Here is a 14723-nt window from a genome sequence, read left to right on the forward strand (position 1 = left end):
CCGGCGGCCGGGTGCGTCGGGGATGCCGGGCCTGGCGGGCGCATTTTCGGTCAGGGTTCGAGGGCGGCCGGCCGGGCGGCGGTTCCTGCGGGCAGTTGCACCGGGGCCCGTCCGGTTCGTACGGTGCTGCCGCCTGGTTCGTGAACCACGCTACGGACGGATCCGGGCCGTCCGGCCGCACTCCGAGGACGAGATATGTGCAAAAACAGACAGGCCGGCATCGCGGACGTTCCCTTCCCCGCCTCTCCGGGTGGCCCGCCGGGAGTCGAGATCACCGGTCTCGCGGGGCTTTCGTCGCTCGCGCGCGGGAAGGGCGCCGACGCGTACGCGCCGTTCCGTCCTGCCTTCCATCTGCTGATCACCGTGCGGTCCGGTTTCGTGCTCTGCTCCGTGGATCTCGTCGCGTGTGCGGTGAGGAAGGACAGCTGGCTGTGGGTGCGGCCGGGCCAGGTCCTGCGGTTCAGTTCCGACCTCGGGGCGGCCGAGGGGACCGCGGTGTTCTTCCAGCCGAGCTTCCTCGGGGCGGCCACGGTCGCCGCGGCGCGGCTTGACCGGCGGGCGTGGCGGCTGCCGCTGACGCCGGACGGCGCCGCCGGGGGCCCGGTGCGGCGCGCTCTGAGCATGCTGGATGACGAGTACCGGCGGCTCGCCGACCTGCCCCTGGAGGTCCACGTCGAGGTCGTCCGGCACCTGCTGGCCGTGCTCGTCCTGCGGCTGGCCCACCTGCCGGGCGGGCAGCGGCACGAGGCCGCCGGCAGCGAGGCGTTCCGCCGTTTCCAGCGGGCGGTGGAACGCGACTTCACCCGCACCCATCGCGTCGATGACTACGCCGCCGCGCTGGGCTACAGCGTGCGTACCCTCACCCGCGCGACCGACGCGGCCATCGGCTGCGGCGCCAAACGTTTCCTCGACGACCGGGTCCTGCTGGAGGCCAAGCGGCAGTTGGTGCACACCGACCTGACCGCCGGTGCGATCGGGGAGCGCATCGGCTTCCCCTCCGCCGCGGTCTTCACCCGGTTCTTCCGCCTGCGGACGGGTGAGACACCGGCCGCCTTCCGCGCCCGCACCCGCGGCGCGGGCCACGGGGGCGGCCCCGCGGGATCCGCCCCCGTCGACGTGTCCTAGAGGACGAATCCGTGCGGGAACGGGTCGGCGGGGTCGAGCAGGTAGGTGGCCGTGGCGGTGATCCAGGCGCGTCCGGTGAATTCGGGGACGACGGCGGGCAGGCCGCCCGCTCGGGTGGTGGCGACCAGGCGGCCGGTGAAACGGGTGCCGATGAAGGACTCGTTGACGAAGTCGGTGTGCAGCGGCAGTTCGCCGCGGGCGTGCAGCTGTGCCATGCGGGCGGAGGTCCCGGTGCCGCACGGTGAGCGGTCGAACCATCCGGGGTGGATGGCCATGGCGTTGCGCGAGTGCCGTGCGGTGGAGCCCGGTGCGAGGAACTGCACGTGCTTGCAGCCGTTGATCAGCGGGTCGACGGGGTGGGCCGGGCGGTGCTGCGCGTTGACGGCCCGCATGATCTTCAGTCCTGCGGCCAGGATCTCGTCCTTGCGGGTCCGGTCGAAGGGCAGCCCGATCCGGTCCAGTTCGACGATGGCGTAGAAGTTGCCGCCGTAGGCCATGTCGTAGCGGACGGTCCCGAGGTCCGGGACGTCCACCGTCGCGTCCTGGGCGACGGCGAAGGAGTCCACGTTGCGCAGGGTGACCTGCTCGGCGACGCCGTCGCGCACCGCCACCCGCGCCTCCACCAGGCCGGCCGGGGTGTCGAGGCGCACGATGGTCTCCGGTTCCGTCACCGTGACCATGCCGGTCTCCACCAGGACGGTGGCCACACCGATGGTGCCGTGGCCGCACATCGGCAGGAAGCCGCTGGCCTCGATGTAGAGGACGCCCCAGTCGGCGTCGGTGCGGGTGGGGGGTTGCAGGATCGCGCCGCTCATGGCGGAGTGGCCGCGCGGCTCGTCGACCAGGAAGCGGCGCAGCGGGTCGAGGTGTTCCACGGCGTACCGGCGGCGTTCGGCCATGGTGGCGCCGGGGATCGGGCCCACGCCGCCGGTGATCACGCGGGTGGGCATGCCTTCGGTGTGGGAGTCGACGGCGCTGACCGTCCGGGTCGCGCGCATCAGAAGGACCCGCTGTCGAGGGCGGCGACGGCGCGGGCCATGTCGTCGGTGACCTGGGCGTGCTGGTCGGGTGTCAGCGGTCCGCGCGGCGGCCGGCAGGGGCCCCCGAAGCGGCCGACCTGTTCCATGCCGAGCTTGATGGCCTGCACGAACTCGACGCGGGAGTCCCAGCGGAAGGCGGCGACGAGCGGTTCGTACAGGGCGCGGGCCTGCGCCGCCTTGCCGGATGCGGCCAGTTCGAAGAGGCGGACCGACGCGGCGGGGAAGACGTTCGGGAAGCCGGCGAACCAGCCGGTGGCCCCCATCAGCAGGCTTTCCAGGACGACGTCGTCGGCGCCGCCGATGACGTCAAGTCCTGGTGCCTTTTCCTTGATCTCCAGCACCCGCCGCACGTCGCCCGAGAACTCCTTGACGGCGACGACGTTGTCGATCTGCGCGATCTCGGCGAGCAGGCCGGGTGTCAGGTCGACCTTGGTGTCGATGGGGTTGTTGTAGACCATCACCGGCAGGCCGACGGCTGCCACCGTCTCGTAGTGGGCGAGGATTTCGCCGCGGTTGGCCCGGTACAGGGTCGGCGGCAGGCACAGCACGCCGTCGGCGCCGTCATCGGCCGCGGCCTCGGCCCACTGTCTGGCCTGGTGCGAGCCGACGCCGTGTACGCCGACGACGACGGTGCCGCGGCCTTCGACGGCGGCGATGGCGGTACGGGCCACGGCGCGGCGCTCCTCGTCGGTCAGCGACGAGTACTCGCCAAGCGAGCCGTTCGGGCCGACGCCGTGGCAGCCGTTGTCGATCAGCCAGCGGCAGTGTTCGGCGTAGCGGTCGAGGTCCACGGCCAGCCCGGCGGGGGCGGACGCCTTCTCGTAGTAGGGCAGCGCGGTGGCCACGACGACTCCGCCGAGGCCGCTGGTCTGCTGCGTGGTGGCGCTCATGAACTGCTCTCCTTTTTCCGGGGAGTTGGCGGTGCATGGTGCGGAAGTGGTGTGGGCGGGGCGGCGAGTTCGCCGAGGCGGACGGGCTGGGCGACGGGGCGGTGGTGCGGTCCTGCCACCGGCAGTCCTTCGACCGGCCGCTCGGCCGGATCTCCGCTCAGCCGGGTGTGGAGTTCGGCGACCGTGGGGCCGCAGATCCGGGCCTGGCAGGGGCCGAGTCCGGCCCGGGTCGTCAGCTTGGCGACGCGGGGTGCCCCGCCGGCCGGGTCGCCGGCGGCCCGGCGGAGCGCGGCGTAATCGGTCTCCTCGCAGCGGCAGATGACGGTTTCCTGGCGCAGCCATCCGGGCCAGGCGGCGCCGATGGGGTGGGCCAGCGCGAGGCGTGCGGCGAAGGCCAGGCCCTGGTCCCGGCGGCGGCGCAGCCGTCGTACGACGGGCGCCGTGGGGTCGCCGCCGCCCGCGATCCAGCCGGCGACGGCGCCTTCGGCCCGCGCCGCGGGGGCGCCCGCGATGCCGGTGATCTCGCCGGCCGCGTACACATCGGGGCGGCTGGTGCGCTGGTCGTCGTCGGTGTCCACGAAGGTGCCAGCGGCGGTGGTGCGGAGCGTGCAGCCGGCCGCCAGCGGGAGTTCGAGCTGCGGGCTGAAGCCGTGGGTGACGCACAGGGCGTCCGCCGCGGTGGTGTGGGCGCTGCCCGGGACCACCGACCAGTCGGGGCGCAGCCGTGCGCTGACGACCTCCTCCACGCGGCCGTCGCCGCGCGCCTCGATGACGGTGCGGCCGGTGCGGTAGGGCACCCGGTGGCGGAGCAACGCGGCCGTACAGGCGGCGAGTTCGCCGGTCTTGCCGGCCTGCGCGGCCAGTTCCCACGGGCGCCGGGACCAGCCGCGCGCCATGGTGGACGGCCGGTTGGCCTCCAGGACCGCGGAGACCCGGGCGCCGGCCTCCAGCAGGGATGCCGCCACCGGGAGCAGGAAAGGGCCGGTGCCGGCGACCGTGACGTGGTCGCCGACGACCACCCGCTCCCCCTTGGCCAGTGCCTGGGCCGCGCCCGCGGTGAACACGCCGGGCAGTTCCCAGCCGGGGAACGGCAGTACGCGGTCGTGCGCGCCGACGGCGAGCAGCAGCGCGTCGGGATCCAGGGTGTGGCGGGTGCGCCCGGCGCCGTCGGCGGGGCCGCGCAGCAGGTGGATCCGCGGCGGCCCGGTCCCTTCGGGGTCCTGGCGCTCCAGTGCCCACACCGTCGTCTCCGGCAGCCAGGTGCAGCGCGGGTGGTCCTGCACCCGTCGGCGGCGCCGGTCGAAGGCGCGCCAGCCGTGCTGGAGGCGCTCGGGGTGTGCGGCGGCGTAGGCGTCGGGCAGCATCCGGTGGTACTGGCCGCCGGGCTGCTCCGCCGAGTCGATCAGCGTCACGCGGGCCCCGGCGCCCAGCGCGGCTTCGGCCGCGGCGAGGCCCGCGGGTCCTGCGCCGACGACGGCGACATGGCGGGGTGTCCGCGTGGTCATCGCTCCTCCGTTCCTGGCGTACGGGAGTCCGTAGGTGGCGGGGTGGGTTCGGCGGACCGGGACTGGGTGGTGATCTCGTCGCCGTCCCGGGCGCGGCGGCGGCAGGCGCGTACGTCGCGCTCGGCGTTGACGGTGACCAGGCAGTCGAAGCAGACGCCGATGCCGCAGAACACCCCGCGGGGGGCGCCGGACGGGCCGCGGCGCCAGGCCAGGCGGCCGGCGGCGAGCAGCAATCCGGCGATGGTCTGGCCTGCGATGCCGTCGGCCGGTTCACCGTCGACGGTGATCCGGAGCGGCCGGTCCCGCCGTCCGGTGGCGTCGGACCCGGCGGGTACGCGTCGGGGGCTCATGCCGTCTCCTCAACTGCCGTGCTGTGCGGTGGCGTTCAGTACGGCCGGGCGGTCCACCCGGAAGGGGACGGGGTCGATCTCCGTGGGCCGGCCGAGCATCAGGTGGCGCACCAGTCGCGCGGTGCCCACCGAGAGGCCGATGCCGGCGCCTTCGTGGCCACTGACGTGCCAGAGTCCCGGCAGGCGCGGGTCGGCGCCGATGACGGGCAGGTGGTCGGGGACGTAGGGGCGGAAGCCGCCGTAGGCGCGCATCACCGGGACGCCGGCCAGGCGGGGGAACAGCCGCAGCGCCTTGGCGGCGATGGCCGACAGCACTTCGGGCCGCAGCCGGTCGTCGAAGCCGACACGGCGGCGTGAGGAGCCCAGCAGGACACTGCCCGCCCGGGTGGCTTCCACCACCGCGGAGGTCTGGAGATCTTCGGCGCTGCTGCCGACGGCGCCCACGTAGTCGGCGTCGTAGACCTTGTGGAAGACCGTCGGGGGCAGCGGGGTGGTGACCAGGACGTCGCCGCGCCGTGGCCTGACGTCCACCGGTGCGCCGAGGCGGGCGGCCAGTTCGCCCGACCACGGTCCCGCTGCGTTGACGCACAGGTCCGTGCCGAGGTGTCCCGTCGAGGTGCGTACCCCGGTGAGACGGCCGCCCCGGGTGAGCGCCCCGAGCACGTCGCAGCCGGTCCGCAGCACCGCGCCGGCCGCGAGCGCGTCGGTGAGCAGGGCGGTGGCCGCGGCGGCGGGCTGTACCTGGGCGTCGTCGGGGTAGTGCAGGGCCGCGGTGTGGTCGCGGGTGACGTAGGGCTCGGCGTCGGCGAGCGCGGCGGCGTCCAGGACGTCGGCCCGTACACCCGCCTCGCGCTGGGCGGCGGCGAAGGCGGACAGTTCCCGGGCGCCCGCTTCGGTGGTCGCGACGACGATGCCGCCCTTGGGTTCCCACTCGGCCGATGCGGCGGCTTCGGCGCCGCGGGCGGACCCTTCGGCGACGGCGGCCAGCACCTCGGGCCACAACTTCCGGGAGAGCTGGGCGAGTTGGAGTTCGGGGCCAGGGCCCTTGTCGGAGACGAGGACGTTGCCCTCGCCGTGGGAGGTGGTCGCGGCGGCGGGGCCGCCGCGGTCGACGACGGTGACGTCGAAGCCGGCGTGCGCCAGCTCACGGGCGCAGGCGGCGCCGACGATGCCGGCACCCAGCACGGTCACACGCGTTCCGTACATCGCCATCCCTTTCGTTCGCTTTAACGAACGCGATGAGGCTATGGCGGGGTCCGGGGCATGTCAATGGTCCGTACAGGAATGCCGCGGGGCTCCGGGAGGGGCGCTATTGCGGGGTGCCTGGCACCGCGTGCGGCTCCTTCGGATGCAGTTGCTGGTCCGCCCGGTATTCCAGCAGGAGGACCGAGCGGACGGCCCCTTCGGGCGCCGCGTAGGTGTGCGGCAGGGCGGCATCGAAGCCGACGTAGTCGCCGGGGCCCAGCTCCACCTCGTGCCCGTCCACCGTCACGCCGAGCCTGCCGGCCTGCACGATGGTGTGCTCGGTGCCGACGTGGCCGAGCGAGTCCCGCCGGGTGCCGTCCTGCACCTGCTGGTCGTAGACCTCGATGATGGCGTCGCCCGACTCGATCCGGTGCAGCGGGCGCAGTTCGACGCCCTCGCCGCTGAGCACCTCGACCTGGCCCGCGCGCACCACGGTCAGGCCCTTGGGCGGGCGGGTGTCCAGGAGGTCGGAGACCGGCACTTCGAGGGCGCGGGACAGGTTGAAGACCGTCTCGATGGTGGGGTTCCCGGTGCCCGACTCCAGTTGGGAGAGCGTCGCCTTGCCGATCTTGGAGCGCCGGGACAGCTCGGAGATCGAGAGCCCGCGCTGGGTTCTGGCCCGTTTGAGGTTGGCCGCCACCATGTCCCTGACCGAGCCCTCGGAAACACTCACATCGCTCTCCTTCATGTCACTGTCGTTCGGTTTACCGAACACTCTTCTTGGAGAGAGTGTTCGCTTTAACGATCAGTGTTGGGCCCCGCATCCCTCGGTGCAACCGACGCTCCGGCGGCATCCTCGCCCGCTCCGCGCGTGCTAAATTTGTATACAAAGTGTATGCACACGGGATCAGGAAATGGGGAACGGTGCAGTCGGGGCGAGAGAAGGCATACGCGTATCTCAAGGATGTCGTGCTGACCGATCCGGAGATGCAGGACCGGTTTCTTTCCGAGCAGGACATCGCGGACCGGATCGGCGTCTCGCGCACCCCGATCCGGGAGGCGCTGCTGCTGCTCGCCGCCGAGGACCTCGTGCGTCTCGTTCCCAAGCGCGGGGCGCACATCGCGCCGCTGACGGCACGTGAGATCAGTGAACTCATGGAAATGCGCGGCCTCATCGAGAAGTTCGCGGCCGGGCACACCACCGCGCGCGGCTGCGCGCCGCTCGCCGAGATGGCCCAAGTGCTGGCGTTCCAGGAGACGTTGCGGGGCGAGGAGAGCGCGAAGGAGTTCATCGCCGCCGATCACCGTTTCCACGCCACTCTCGTGGCCGCCGTCGGCAACACGCTGATGAGCCGTCAGTACGACGCTCTGCGCAGCCGCCAGATCCGGGCGGGTGTCATCGCGCTGTACCAGTCCGGCGACCGGCGCGGCGAGGTGCTCGCCGAACACCGCCGGATCCTGGAGCGGTTGACGGCCGGCGACGCCGCGGGCGCCTGCACGGCGATCGAGAGCCACATCGAGGCCACCCAGCGCATCCTGCTGTCCTCCTAGGACGCAGCAAAGGCGGACAGCCAGGACGCAGCCGCACCGCCGACCGCCCTGCGCGCAGGGGCGCCCTGCCGGAGTCCGTACGACCCGGCGGGGCGCCCCTGTGCACAGGCTCTACAGGCGGCGGTTGTCCAGCACCGCGACGGCCCGGCGGACGCGTGTCGTCTCCTCCGTGTCGATGTCGGCGACGTGCAGGCGGGGGGCCATGTCGAGGCGTACGCGTACCGTGCCGTCGGGGGCGGCGAGGATGCTGTTGCCGATGCCGGTGGGCGCCTTCGTGGGCTGCTCCGGGTCCGCGTCAGGGCCGGGAGCGGCCTGGCCGACGGCCGCCAGCCAGACGGTGGCGTCCAACGCCCGTGCCCGCACCAGGAGTTCCCACTGCTCGCGCTTGCCGGGGCCCGCGCCCCACGAGGCGGGCAGCACGCTGACGGTGGCCCCCGCGTCCGCGTGCGCCCGGAACAGTTCGGGGAACCGCAGGTCGTAGCAGGTGGCCAGGCCGACCTTGACCCCGTCGACGTCGATGGTCACCACCCGGTCGCCCGCGGCGACGGTGTCGGACTCGCGGAAGCCGAACGCGTCGTACAGGTGGATCTTGTCGTAGGAGTCCTCCACACCGGGGCCGGTCGCCAGCAGGGTGTTGGCGACCCGGCCGTCGGGGGCGGGGGTGAACATGCCGGCGACGACCGTGACACCGGTCTCGCGGGCGACCTCGCGGACGCCGTCGGCCCAGGGGCCGTCCAGCGGTTCGGCCAGCGGGGCGAGCGGAATCCCGAAGCACGCCATGGCCGCCTCCGGCAGGACCACGAGGCGCGCGCCTTCGTGTGCCGCGCGGCGCACGTGGTCCTGGACCGTCGCGAGATTCTCCTTCGGTTCCGTCGACGAAGTCATCTGGCAGAGTGCGATACGCATATCCGGTTCCGCTTCCTCTCGTGTCGTGCTGCTGTTCAGCCCTGGGGCGTTGGTGGTGTGGCCGGCGGGTGCGCCGCCGGGTCAGGTACGGCCCACCGGTGCCGCGTCCGCCGCCCGTACGGCGGCGTTCCTGGTGTACTCCTCATCCTCGTCGTGGTCCGCCTCCCTGCCCAGCAGCACCCCCACGATGGTGACCACAGCGGTGGCCGCCAGGTACAGGGCCAGCGGCAGCCACGTCCCGAACGCGCCCAGCAGCGCGGTGAACAGCAACGGTGCCACGGCGCCGCCGATCACCCCGGCCAGTGTGTACGCCAGGGAAGAGCCGGTGTACCGCAGCCGGGGGCCGAACTGCTCGGCGACGAAGGCGGCCTGGGGTCCGTAGAGGAACGAGTGGATCACCAGCGCCACCAGGACGCCCACGGCGAGCAGGGGCCACGAGCCGCCGGCGGCCATCGGGAAGAACACGAAGGGCCACGCGGCGGCGGCGACGGCGCCCCAGAGGTACATCCGGCGCCGGTTCCAGCGGTCCGACAGCGCGCCGGCCAGCGGGATCAGCACGATTTGCAGCGCCGATCCGATGAGGACGGCGGCCAGCGCCTTGCCGCGTTCCATGCCGAGCTGCTCGGTGGCGTAGGTGAGTACGAAGACGGTGAACATCGCGTAGAGGACGTCCGGTGCGACCCGGCACAGGACGGCGGCTGCCAGGGCACGCGGCTGGGTGGTGAACACCTCGCGGATCGGTGCCTGCGGCCGGTCGCCGCTCGCCTCCATGGCCTGGAAGACCGGCGTCTCCTCCAGCCGCACCCGGATCCACAGCCCGAAGGCCACGAGCACGCCGGACAGCAGGAACGCGATCCGCCAGCCCCAGGCGAGGAACTGCGGTTCGGTGAGCAGCGCGCCGAGTGCGGCCAGCACGCCGTTGGCCATCAGGTTTCCGGCCGGCGGGCCGATCTGGGCGGCCGATGCCCAGAAGCCGCGCCGCCGCGCGTCGCCGTACTCGCTGGTGAGCAGGACGGCACCGCCCCATTCGCCGCCGACGCCGACGCCCTGTGCGAAGCGGAGCACGACCAGCAGGATCGGGGCGGCCGGGCCGATGACGGCCTGGGTGGGCAGCAGCCCGATCAGCAAGGTGGCGGTCCCGATCAGCACCAGCGTCGCCACCAGCACCTTCTTGCGGCCGATGACGTCTCCGAGCCGGCCGAAGAGGAATCCGCCGAGGGGGCGCGAGAGGTACCCGACGGCGTAGGTGGAGAACGCCAGCAGGGTGCCGGTCAGCGGGTCCTGTGACGGGAAGAAGAGCTTCCCGAAGACGAGCGCCGATGCCGCCGAGTAGACCGCGAAGTCGTACCACTCCAGCGAGGTGCCGGTCAGGCTGGCGATGAAGGCGCGCACCATCGCGCCGCGGCCGGGGGCGGCCGTCGCTCCGAGGGGCTTCGCTCCCCCGCGTTGTTCGTTGTGCATGGTCAGGGCCACCTCGTTCTCCGTTGCTGCTCCTCGGCATACTTGCTGTATACAGGTCGTATGCGCAACCTTTCGAGGGGAATCACTCCTGCGCAACCGATGTGACCTGGAGGAACCATGGCCGTCCTGATCTTCGAACTTCCCGACGGAACACAGCGCGAGGTGACCGTGGCCCGGCTGCTGAACGCCGGATACGCGGGCCGCAGCCAGGCGGACGTCGCCGCGCACGTGGCGGAGCTGGCCGGGATCGGCGTACCCGCGCCGTCCACCATCCCCGCCCTGTACCCCGTGGCGCCCTACCTCGCCCAGCAGACCGGCACGGTTCCCGTCCAGCACGCCCGCACCTCGGGCGAGGCCGAATGGGCCCTCGTCGTGGACTCCACCGGTGACCTGCTGCTGACGGCGGCCTGCGACCACACCGACCGCGCTCTGGAGGCGCACGGCGTCGCCTGGAGCAAGAACGCGGGCCCCGACGTCCTGGCCCGCGACGCCTGGCGGCTGTCCGACGTCGCCGACCGCCTCGACAGCCTGACCCTGCGCGCCTGGGTGACCCCGGCCGGCGAGAGCGGCGAGGTCCTCATCCAGGACGGCACCGCCGGCGAACTGCTCCCGCCGCGCCACTGGGCCGACGCGCTGCGCGAGCGCGGCGAGCTGGAGCCCGGCACGGTGCTCATCTCCGGGACGATCCCTATGCGCGAAGGCGTCGACCAGTTCGCGGGCCGCTGGCGCGTGGAGCTGGGCGACCCGGCCACCGGGCGGGTCATCGAGCTGGCCTACGACGTGGTGCCGATGCCCGAGCCGATCGGCTGAGCCGACCCGGGTGACCCGTGGGCCGCTATGCGGTCACCGGGTCGCCCGGCGGAACCCTCTCGGCGGCGGCGCCGAGCGCCTCCAGGACGGGCCGGAACAGCGGGTGTTCCTCGGCGCCGCACCGGACGGCCGCGAAGACCCGGCGGGTCGCCACCACACCGTCGACCGGCCGCACCGCCACCTGCGACAGGTCCATGTCGCGCAGCGCGGAACGGGGCACGAGGGCCACTCCCGCGCCCGCGGCGGCGAGCGTGACGACGGCCCGGAAATCGTCGGACGAGTGCGCCAACCGGGGCCGGAATCCGGCGTATTCGCAGGCGAGGACCATCACGTCGTGGCACGGATTGCCGGGGTACGGGCCGATCCACAGGTCGTCGGCGAGCGCGGCCACCGGGACGGCGCCGACGCCGGCCAGCCGGTGCCTGCGGGGCAGGACGGCGTCGAACGGCTCGGCGTAGAGCGGCACGCGCACCAGCCGCCGGTCGCCCGCGCTCGGCGCACCGCGGTACTCGACGGCCACGGCGATGTCGGCGCGGCCGTCGAGCACCATGGGCAGGCTCTCGTCCCCCTCGACGTCACGGACCCGGACCCGGATGCCGGGGGACGTCTCGCCGAGTGCGGTGATCGCCGGGGCCAGCACCACGGAGATTCCGGTGGCGAAGGCCGCGACGGTGACCTCGCCCGCCGCGCCCGACGTGTACGCCGCCACCTCGGCCTCGGCGCGCTCCAGTTCGGCGATGACGGCCCCGGCGTGCCGGAGCAGGATCTCGCCGACCGCTGTCAGCCGCGCGCCGCGGTTGTCGCGGGCCAGGACCTTGTGGCCGGTCTCCTGCTCCAGCGCGGCGATCTGCTGGGAGACGGCGGACGGGGTGAGGTAGAGGGCGGCTGCGGCGGCCGTCACGGTGCGGTGGTCCGCCACCGCCTGGAGGGTGCGCAGCCGCCGAGCGTCGATCACGTCGTCATTCTGCCAGGGCCGCCCTGGCGTCGACGAAGGCGGCCACCGCGCGCTCGACGTCCTGCGGGGAGTGGGCTGCGGACAGCTGGACGCGGATGCGGGCCTGGCCGTGCGGCACCACGGGGTAGGAGAAGCCGATCGCGTACACGCCGCGTTCCAGGAGCAGTTCCGCCATCCGTCCGGCCTCGGCCGCGTCGCCGATCATGACGGGGGCGATGGCGTGGTCGCCCGGCAGGATGTCGAAGCCCTCGGCCGTCATCCGGGAGCGGAAGAGCGCGGTGTTCGCGGCGAGCCGGTCGCGCAGGTCGTCCGCGGTCTCCAGGAGGTCGAGGACCTTGAGCGAGGCGGCGGCGATCACCGGGGCGAGGCTGTTGGAGAAGAGGTAGGGGCGGGAGCGCTGACGCAGCAGGGCGACGATCTCGGCGCGGGCGGCGACGTATCCGCCCGATGCGCCGCCGAGTGCCTTGCCGAGGGTTCCGGTGAGGATGTCGACGCGGTCCGTGACGCCGTGCAGTTCGGGGGTGCCGCGGCCACCGGGGCCGACGCAGCCGGTGGCGTGCGAGTCGTCCACCATGACCATGGCGTCGTAGCGGTCGGCCAGGTCACAGATCTCCCGCAGGGGCGCGACGTGGCCGTCCATGGAGAAGACGCCGTCGGTGACGACGATACGGCGGCGGGCCGTGGCGGCTTCCTTCAACTGCTTTTCCAGGTCCGTCAGATCGCGGTTGGCGTAGCGGAAGCGGCGGGCCTTGGACAGGCGGATGCCGTCGATGATCGACGCGTGGTTGAGGGCGTCGGAGATGACCGCGTCGTCCGCGCCGAGCAGCGTTTCGAAGACGCCGCCGTTGGCGTCGAAGCAGGAGGAGTAGAGGATGGTGTCCTCCTGGCCGAGGAAGGCCGCCAGGCGGCGTTCCAGTTCCTTGTGCACCTCCTGCGTGCCGCAGATGAAGCGTACGGATGCCATGCCGTAGCCCCAGCGGTCCAGGGCCTCGTGGGCCGCCGCGATGACGTCGGGGTGGTCGGCGAGGCCGAGGTAGTTGTTGGCGCAGAAGTTGAGGACCTCGCCCGGCCGGCCGCCCGCGGTGACGTTGACGGTCGCGGACTGCGGGGTGTCGATGACGCGTTCGGGCTTGTGCAGTCCTGCGGTGCGGATCTCGTCGAGGTCGGCGCACAGGCCGTCGCGTACGGAGTCGAACATGTCCGGGTCCTTTGGTGTCAGGAGGGCGGGCGGGAAAGGCGGTACGGGCGGGTCAGGCGGCCCAGTCGAGGATGACCTTGCCGCCACGGCCGCTCGCGGCGTCGTCGAACGCCGCGTCGAAGTCGCGGTAGCCGTAGCGTCCGGTGATCACGGGCGCGAGGTCGAGGCCGCCTTCGAGCAGCACCGACATCGCGTACCAGGTCTCGAACATCTCGCGGCCGTAGATGCCCTTGATCGTGATCATGGAGGTGACGATCCGGGACCAGTCGACCGGGAACTCCCCGGCGGGCAGTCCGAGCATCGCGATCCGGCCGCCGTGCGTCATGTTGGCGAGCATGTCGCGCATCGCCTCGGGGCGTCCTGACATCTCCAGGCCGACGTCGAAGCCCTCGCGCAGCCCGAGTGCGCGCTGGCCTTCGGCGATCGTCGCGTCCGCGACGTTGAGCGCGAGGCTGCACCCGATCTTGCGTGCCAGGTCGAGGCGTTCCTCGCTGACGTCCGTGATGACGACGTTGCGGGCGCCGGCGTGCCGGGCCACCGCGGCGGCCATCAGGCCGATCGGTCCGGCGCCGGTGATCAGCACGTCCTCGCCGACGAGCGGGAAGGACAGCGCGGTGTGCACGGCGTTGCCGAACGGGTCGAAGATCGCGGCGACATCGAGGTCCACGGGGGCACGGTGGACCCACACGTTGGACGCGGGCACCGCGAGGTACTCGGCGAACGCGCCGTCCCTGCCGACGCCGAGGCCCACCGTGGCGCGGCACAGGTGGCGCCGCCCCGCCAGGCAGTTGCGGCACTTGCCGCACACCAGGTGGCCCTCGCCGCTGACCCGGTCGCCCGGCGTGATGTCGACGACGTCCCGGCCGGTCCCGACGACCTCGCCGACGAACTCGTGCCCGACCACCAGCGGCGCGGCGACGGCCTGTTGGGCCCAGCCGTCCCAGGACCTGATGTGCAGATCGGTGCCGCAGATACCCGTCCGCAGGACCTTGATCAGCACATCACCGGGGCCGACGGTGGGCTCCGGTACGTCCCGCAGCCACAGGCCGGGCTCCGCCTTGTCCTTCACCAGCGCTTTCACGGATAAGACTCCCTACGGAAGCGAACCCGGGCGCTGCGGGAGCAAGGGCCGGGCGGGGAAAGCCCGCGAGGCGCCGAGCCGGGAGCGGCTGCGGACGATCACGCCGGGCGGAGATCAATCTGCCGCGCGGGCGCCTTCCCCGTCCATCGATCATTTCTTAAGCCCCGCAACAGATCAGCTTCATCCGCCGGTCCGTACCGGTGGGGGCCGCGGTTCAGCCCGCCTGGCCCGCGCTGACGCAGAACGGCTGGCCCGCGGGGTCGAGCAGGACGGTCCACCGGCCCCGGCCCGGCTGGTGGGCGGGCTTGGTGGCGCCGAGGGCGAGCAGGCGCTCTTCGGCGGCCTGCGCGTCGTCGAAGGCGAGGTCGACGTGGAAGGGGAGTTCGTCCCGGGGCCAGTCGGGGGCCTTGAAGTCGCGGGCGGTGTAGAAGACCAGGGACTGGGTGCCGTCGCTGATCAGGTGGGCGGCGGTGTTGCCCTGCTCGTCGGGGAGTTCCTGCTGGATCTCCCAGCCCAGGGCGGCGGCGTAGAAGTCCGCGAGGGCCTTGCCGTCGGGGGCCCAGAAGCCGGTGCCCAGCAGGGTGCCGGTGGGTGCGCTCGCGGGTGTGCCGGTGGTCGTCATCGCTGAGGTGTCCTTCGTGCGGAGAGGGGAACGGAGGATGCGGT

The 14723-nt window shown here is 72.8% G+C and carries 15 protein-coding genes; 3 read left to right on the top strand and 12 right to left on the bottom strand.

The genetic code is table 11. The features are described from left to right. Nucleotides 1-195 precede the first annotated feature (195 nt). Nucleotides 196-1125: a helix-turn-helix domain-containing protein gene (locus ACGFNI_RS04340; protein ID WP_393680466.1), complete on the top strand. Its 930-nt coding sequence runs from the start codon at nt 196-198 to the stop codon at nt 1123-1125. Here ACGFNI_RS04340 and ACGFNI_RS04345 read toward each other — a convergent pair. The 6 genes from ACGFNI_RS04345 to ACGFNI_RS04370 form a co-directional block, all read right to left on the bottom strand. Next, a complete protein-coding gene (locus ACGFNI_RS04345) occupies nt 1122-2123 on the bottom strand; it encodes a proline racemase family protein (RefSeq protein WP_393680468.1) in 1002 nt (333 codons plus the stop codon). The genes ACGFNI_RS04340 and ACGFNI_RS04345 overlap by 4 nt on opposite strands. Beyond that, nucleotides 2123-3055: a dihydrodipicolinate synthase family protein gene (locus ACGFNI_RS04350; RefSeq protein WP_393680469.1), complete on the bottom strand. Its 933-nt coding sequence runs from the start codon at nt 3053-3055 to the stop codon at nt 2123-2125. Before ACGFNI_RS04350 ends, ACGFNI_RS04345 begins: the two co-directional genes overlap by 1 nt. Next, a complete protein-coding gene (locus ACGFNI_RS04355; protein ID WP_393680471.1) occupies nt 3052-4560 on the bottom strand; it encodes an FAD-dependent oxidoreductase in 1509 nt (502 codons plus the stop codon). Before ACGFNI_RS04355 ends, ACGFNI_RS04350 begins: the two co-directional genes overlap by 4 nt. Continuing rightward, the gene (locus ACGFNI_RS04360) at nt 4557-4910 is read right to left on the bottom strand and encodes a (2Fe-2S)-binding protein (RefSeq protein WP_393680473.1); all 354 of its coding nucleotides are present in this window, start codon (nt 4908-4910) and stop codon (nt 4557-4559) included. Before ACGFNI_RS04360 ends, ACGFNI_RS04355 begins: the two co-directional genes overlap by 4 nt. A 9-nt stretch (nt 4911-4919) precedes the next feature. After that, nucleotides 4920-6116, bottom strand: a complete 1197-nt coding sequence (locus ACGFNI_RS04365) for an NAD(P)/FAD-dependent oxidoreductase (protein ID WP_393680475.1) — start codon at nt 6114-6116, stop codon at nt 4920-4922. 103 nt (nt 6117-6219) lie between these two features. Continuing rightward, nucleotides 6220-6828 carry a helix-turn-helix domain-containing protein gene (locus ACGFNI_RS04370; RefSeq protein ID WP_393680477.1) on the bottom strand — a complete coding sequence of 203 codons (609 nt, stop codon included), beginning with the start codon at nt 6826-6828 and terminating at the stop codon, nt 6220-6222. Nucleotides 6829-7019: 191 nt separating this feature from the next. Between ACGFNI_RS04370 and ACGFNI_RS04375 the strand changes: the two genes are divergently transcribed. Next, nucleotides 7020-7646, top strand: coding sequence for a GntR family transcriptional regulator (locus ACGFNI_RS04375; protein WP_393680478.1), 627 nt, complete (start codon nt 7020-7022; stop codon nt 7644-7646). Nucleotides 7647-7757: 111 nt separating this feature from the next. Here the strand turns inward: ACGFNI_RS04375 and ACGFNI_RS04380 are convergent, their stop codons facing one another. Then, nucleotides 7758-8552 (bottom strand): carbon-nitrogen hydrolase family protein, encoded by a 795-nt coding sequence (locus ACGFNI_RS04380; RefSeq protein ID WP_393680480.1) that lies wholly within the window; start codon nt 8550-8552, stop codon nt 7758-7760. An 81-nt stretch (nt 8553-8633) separates the two neighbouring features. Further along, nucleotides 8634-9947, bottom strand: coding sequence for an MFS transporter (locus ACGFNI_RS04385; protein ID WP_393681435.1), 1314 nt, complete (start codon nt 9945-9947; stop codon nt 8634-8636). Between the two features lie 183 nt (nt 9948-10130). Between ACGFNI_RS04385 and ACGFNI_RS04390 the strand changes: the two genes are divergently transcribed. Then, nucleotides 10131-10823 carry a DUF2848 domain-containing protein gene (locus ACGFNI_RS04390; protein ID WP_393680481.1) on the top strand — a complete coding sequence of 231 codons (693 nt, stop codon included), beginning with the start codon at nt 10131-10133 and terminating at the stop codon, nt 10821-10823. 25 nt (nt 10824-10848) lie between these two features. Here ACGFNI_RS04390 and ACGFNI_RS04395 read toward each other — a convergent pair whose 3' ends face one another. The 4 genes from ACGFNI_RS04395 to ACGFNI_RS04410 all read right to left on the bottom strand — a co-directional run bounded on the left by ACGFNI_RS04395 (nt 10849) and on the right by ACGFNI_RS04410 (nt 14679). Next, nucleotides 10849-11778 (bottom strand): LysR family transcriptional regulator, encoded by a 930-nt coding sequence (locus tag ACGFNI_RS04395; protein WP_393680482.1) that lies wholly within the window; start codon nt 11776-11778, stop codon nt 10849-10851. 4 nt (nt 11779-11782) lie between these two features. After that, entirely contained in the window at nt 11783-12976 is a 1194-nt protein-coding gene (locus ACGFNI_RS04400; RefSeq protein WP_393680483.1) for a glycine C-acetyltransferase, read from the bottom strand. Nucleotides 12977-13028: 52 nt separating this feature from the next. Continuing rightward, nucleotides 13029-14057, bottom strand: coding sequence for an L-threonine 3-dehydrogenase (tdh, locus tag ACGFNI_RS04405; RefSeq protein ID WP_393680485.1), 1029 nt, complete (start codon nt 14055-14057; stop codon nt 13029-13031). A 214-nt stretch (nt 14058-14271) separates the two neighbouring features. Continuing rightward, complete coding sequence (locus tag ACGFNI_RS04410) at nt 14272-14679, bottom strand: VOC family protein (RefSeq protein WP_393680487.1); 408 nt, start codon at nt 14677-14679, stop codon at nt 14272-14274. Nucleotides 14680-14723 lie beyond the last annotated feature (44 nt).

This window comes from Streptomyces sp. NPDC048644 (genome assembly GCF_043199105.1).
In the GTDB taxonomy this organism is placed as follows: Bacteria; Actinomycetota; Actinomycetes; order Streptomycetales; family Streptomycetaceae; genus Streptomyces.

Bases quoted from the DNA above. Each gene is read 5' to 3' on its own strand.
- ACGFNI_RS04340 (WP_393680466.1), top strand. From the start codon at position 196: ATGTGCAAAAACAGACAGGCCGGCATCGCGGACGTTCCCTTCCCCGCC.
- ACGFNI_RS04345 (WP_393680468.1), bottom strand. From the start codon at position 2,123: ATGCGCGCGACCCGGACGGTCAGCGCCGTCGACTCCCACACCGAAGGC.
- ACGFNI_RS04350 (WP_393680469.1), bottom strand. From the start codon at position 3,055: ATGAGCGCCACCACGCAGCAGACCAGCGGCCTCGGCGGAGTCGTCGTG.
- ACGFNI_RS04355 (WP_393680471.1), bottom strand. From the start codon at position 4,560: ATGACCACGCGGACACCCCGCCATGTCGCCGTCGTCGGCGCAGGACCC.
- ACGFNI_RS04360 (WP_393680473.1), bottom strand. From the start codon at position 4,910: ATGAGCCCCCGACGCGTACCCGCCGGGTCCGACGCCACCGGACGGCGG.
- ACGFNI_RS04365 (WP_393680475.1), bottom strand. From the start codon at position 6,116: ATGTACGGAACGCGTGTGACCGTGCTGGGTGCCGGCATCGTCGGCGCC.
- ACGFNI_RS04380 (WP_393680480.1), bottom strand. From the start codon at position 8,552: ATGCGTATCGCACTCTGCCAGATGACTTCGTCGACGGAACCGAAGGAG.
- ACGFNI_RS04385 (WP_393681435.1), bottom strand. From the start codon at position 9,947: ATGGTGCGCGCCTTCATCGCCAGCCTGACCGGCACCTCGCTGGAGTGG.
- ACGFNI_RS04390 (WP_393680481.1), top strand. From the start codon at position 10,131: ATGGCCGTCCTGATCTTCGAACTTCCCGACGGAACACAGCGCGAGGTG.
- ACGFNI_RS04400 (WP_393680483.1), bottom strand. From the start codon at position 12,976: ATGTTCGACTCCGTACGCGACGGCCTGTGCGCCGACCTCGACGAGATC.
- ACGFNI_RS04410 (WP_393680487.1), bottom strand. From the start codon at position 14,679: ATGACGACCACCGGCACACCCGCGAGCGCACCCACCGGCACCCTGCTG.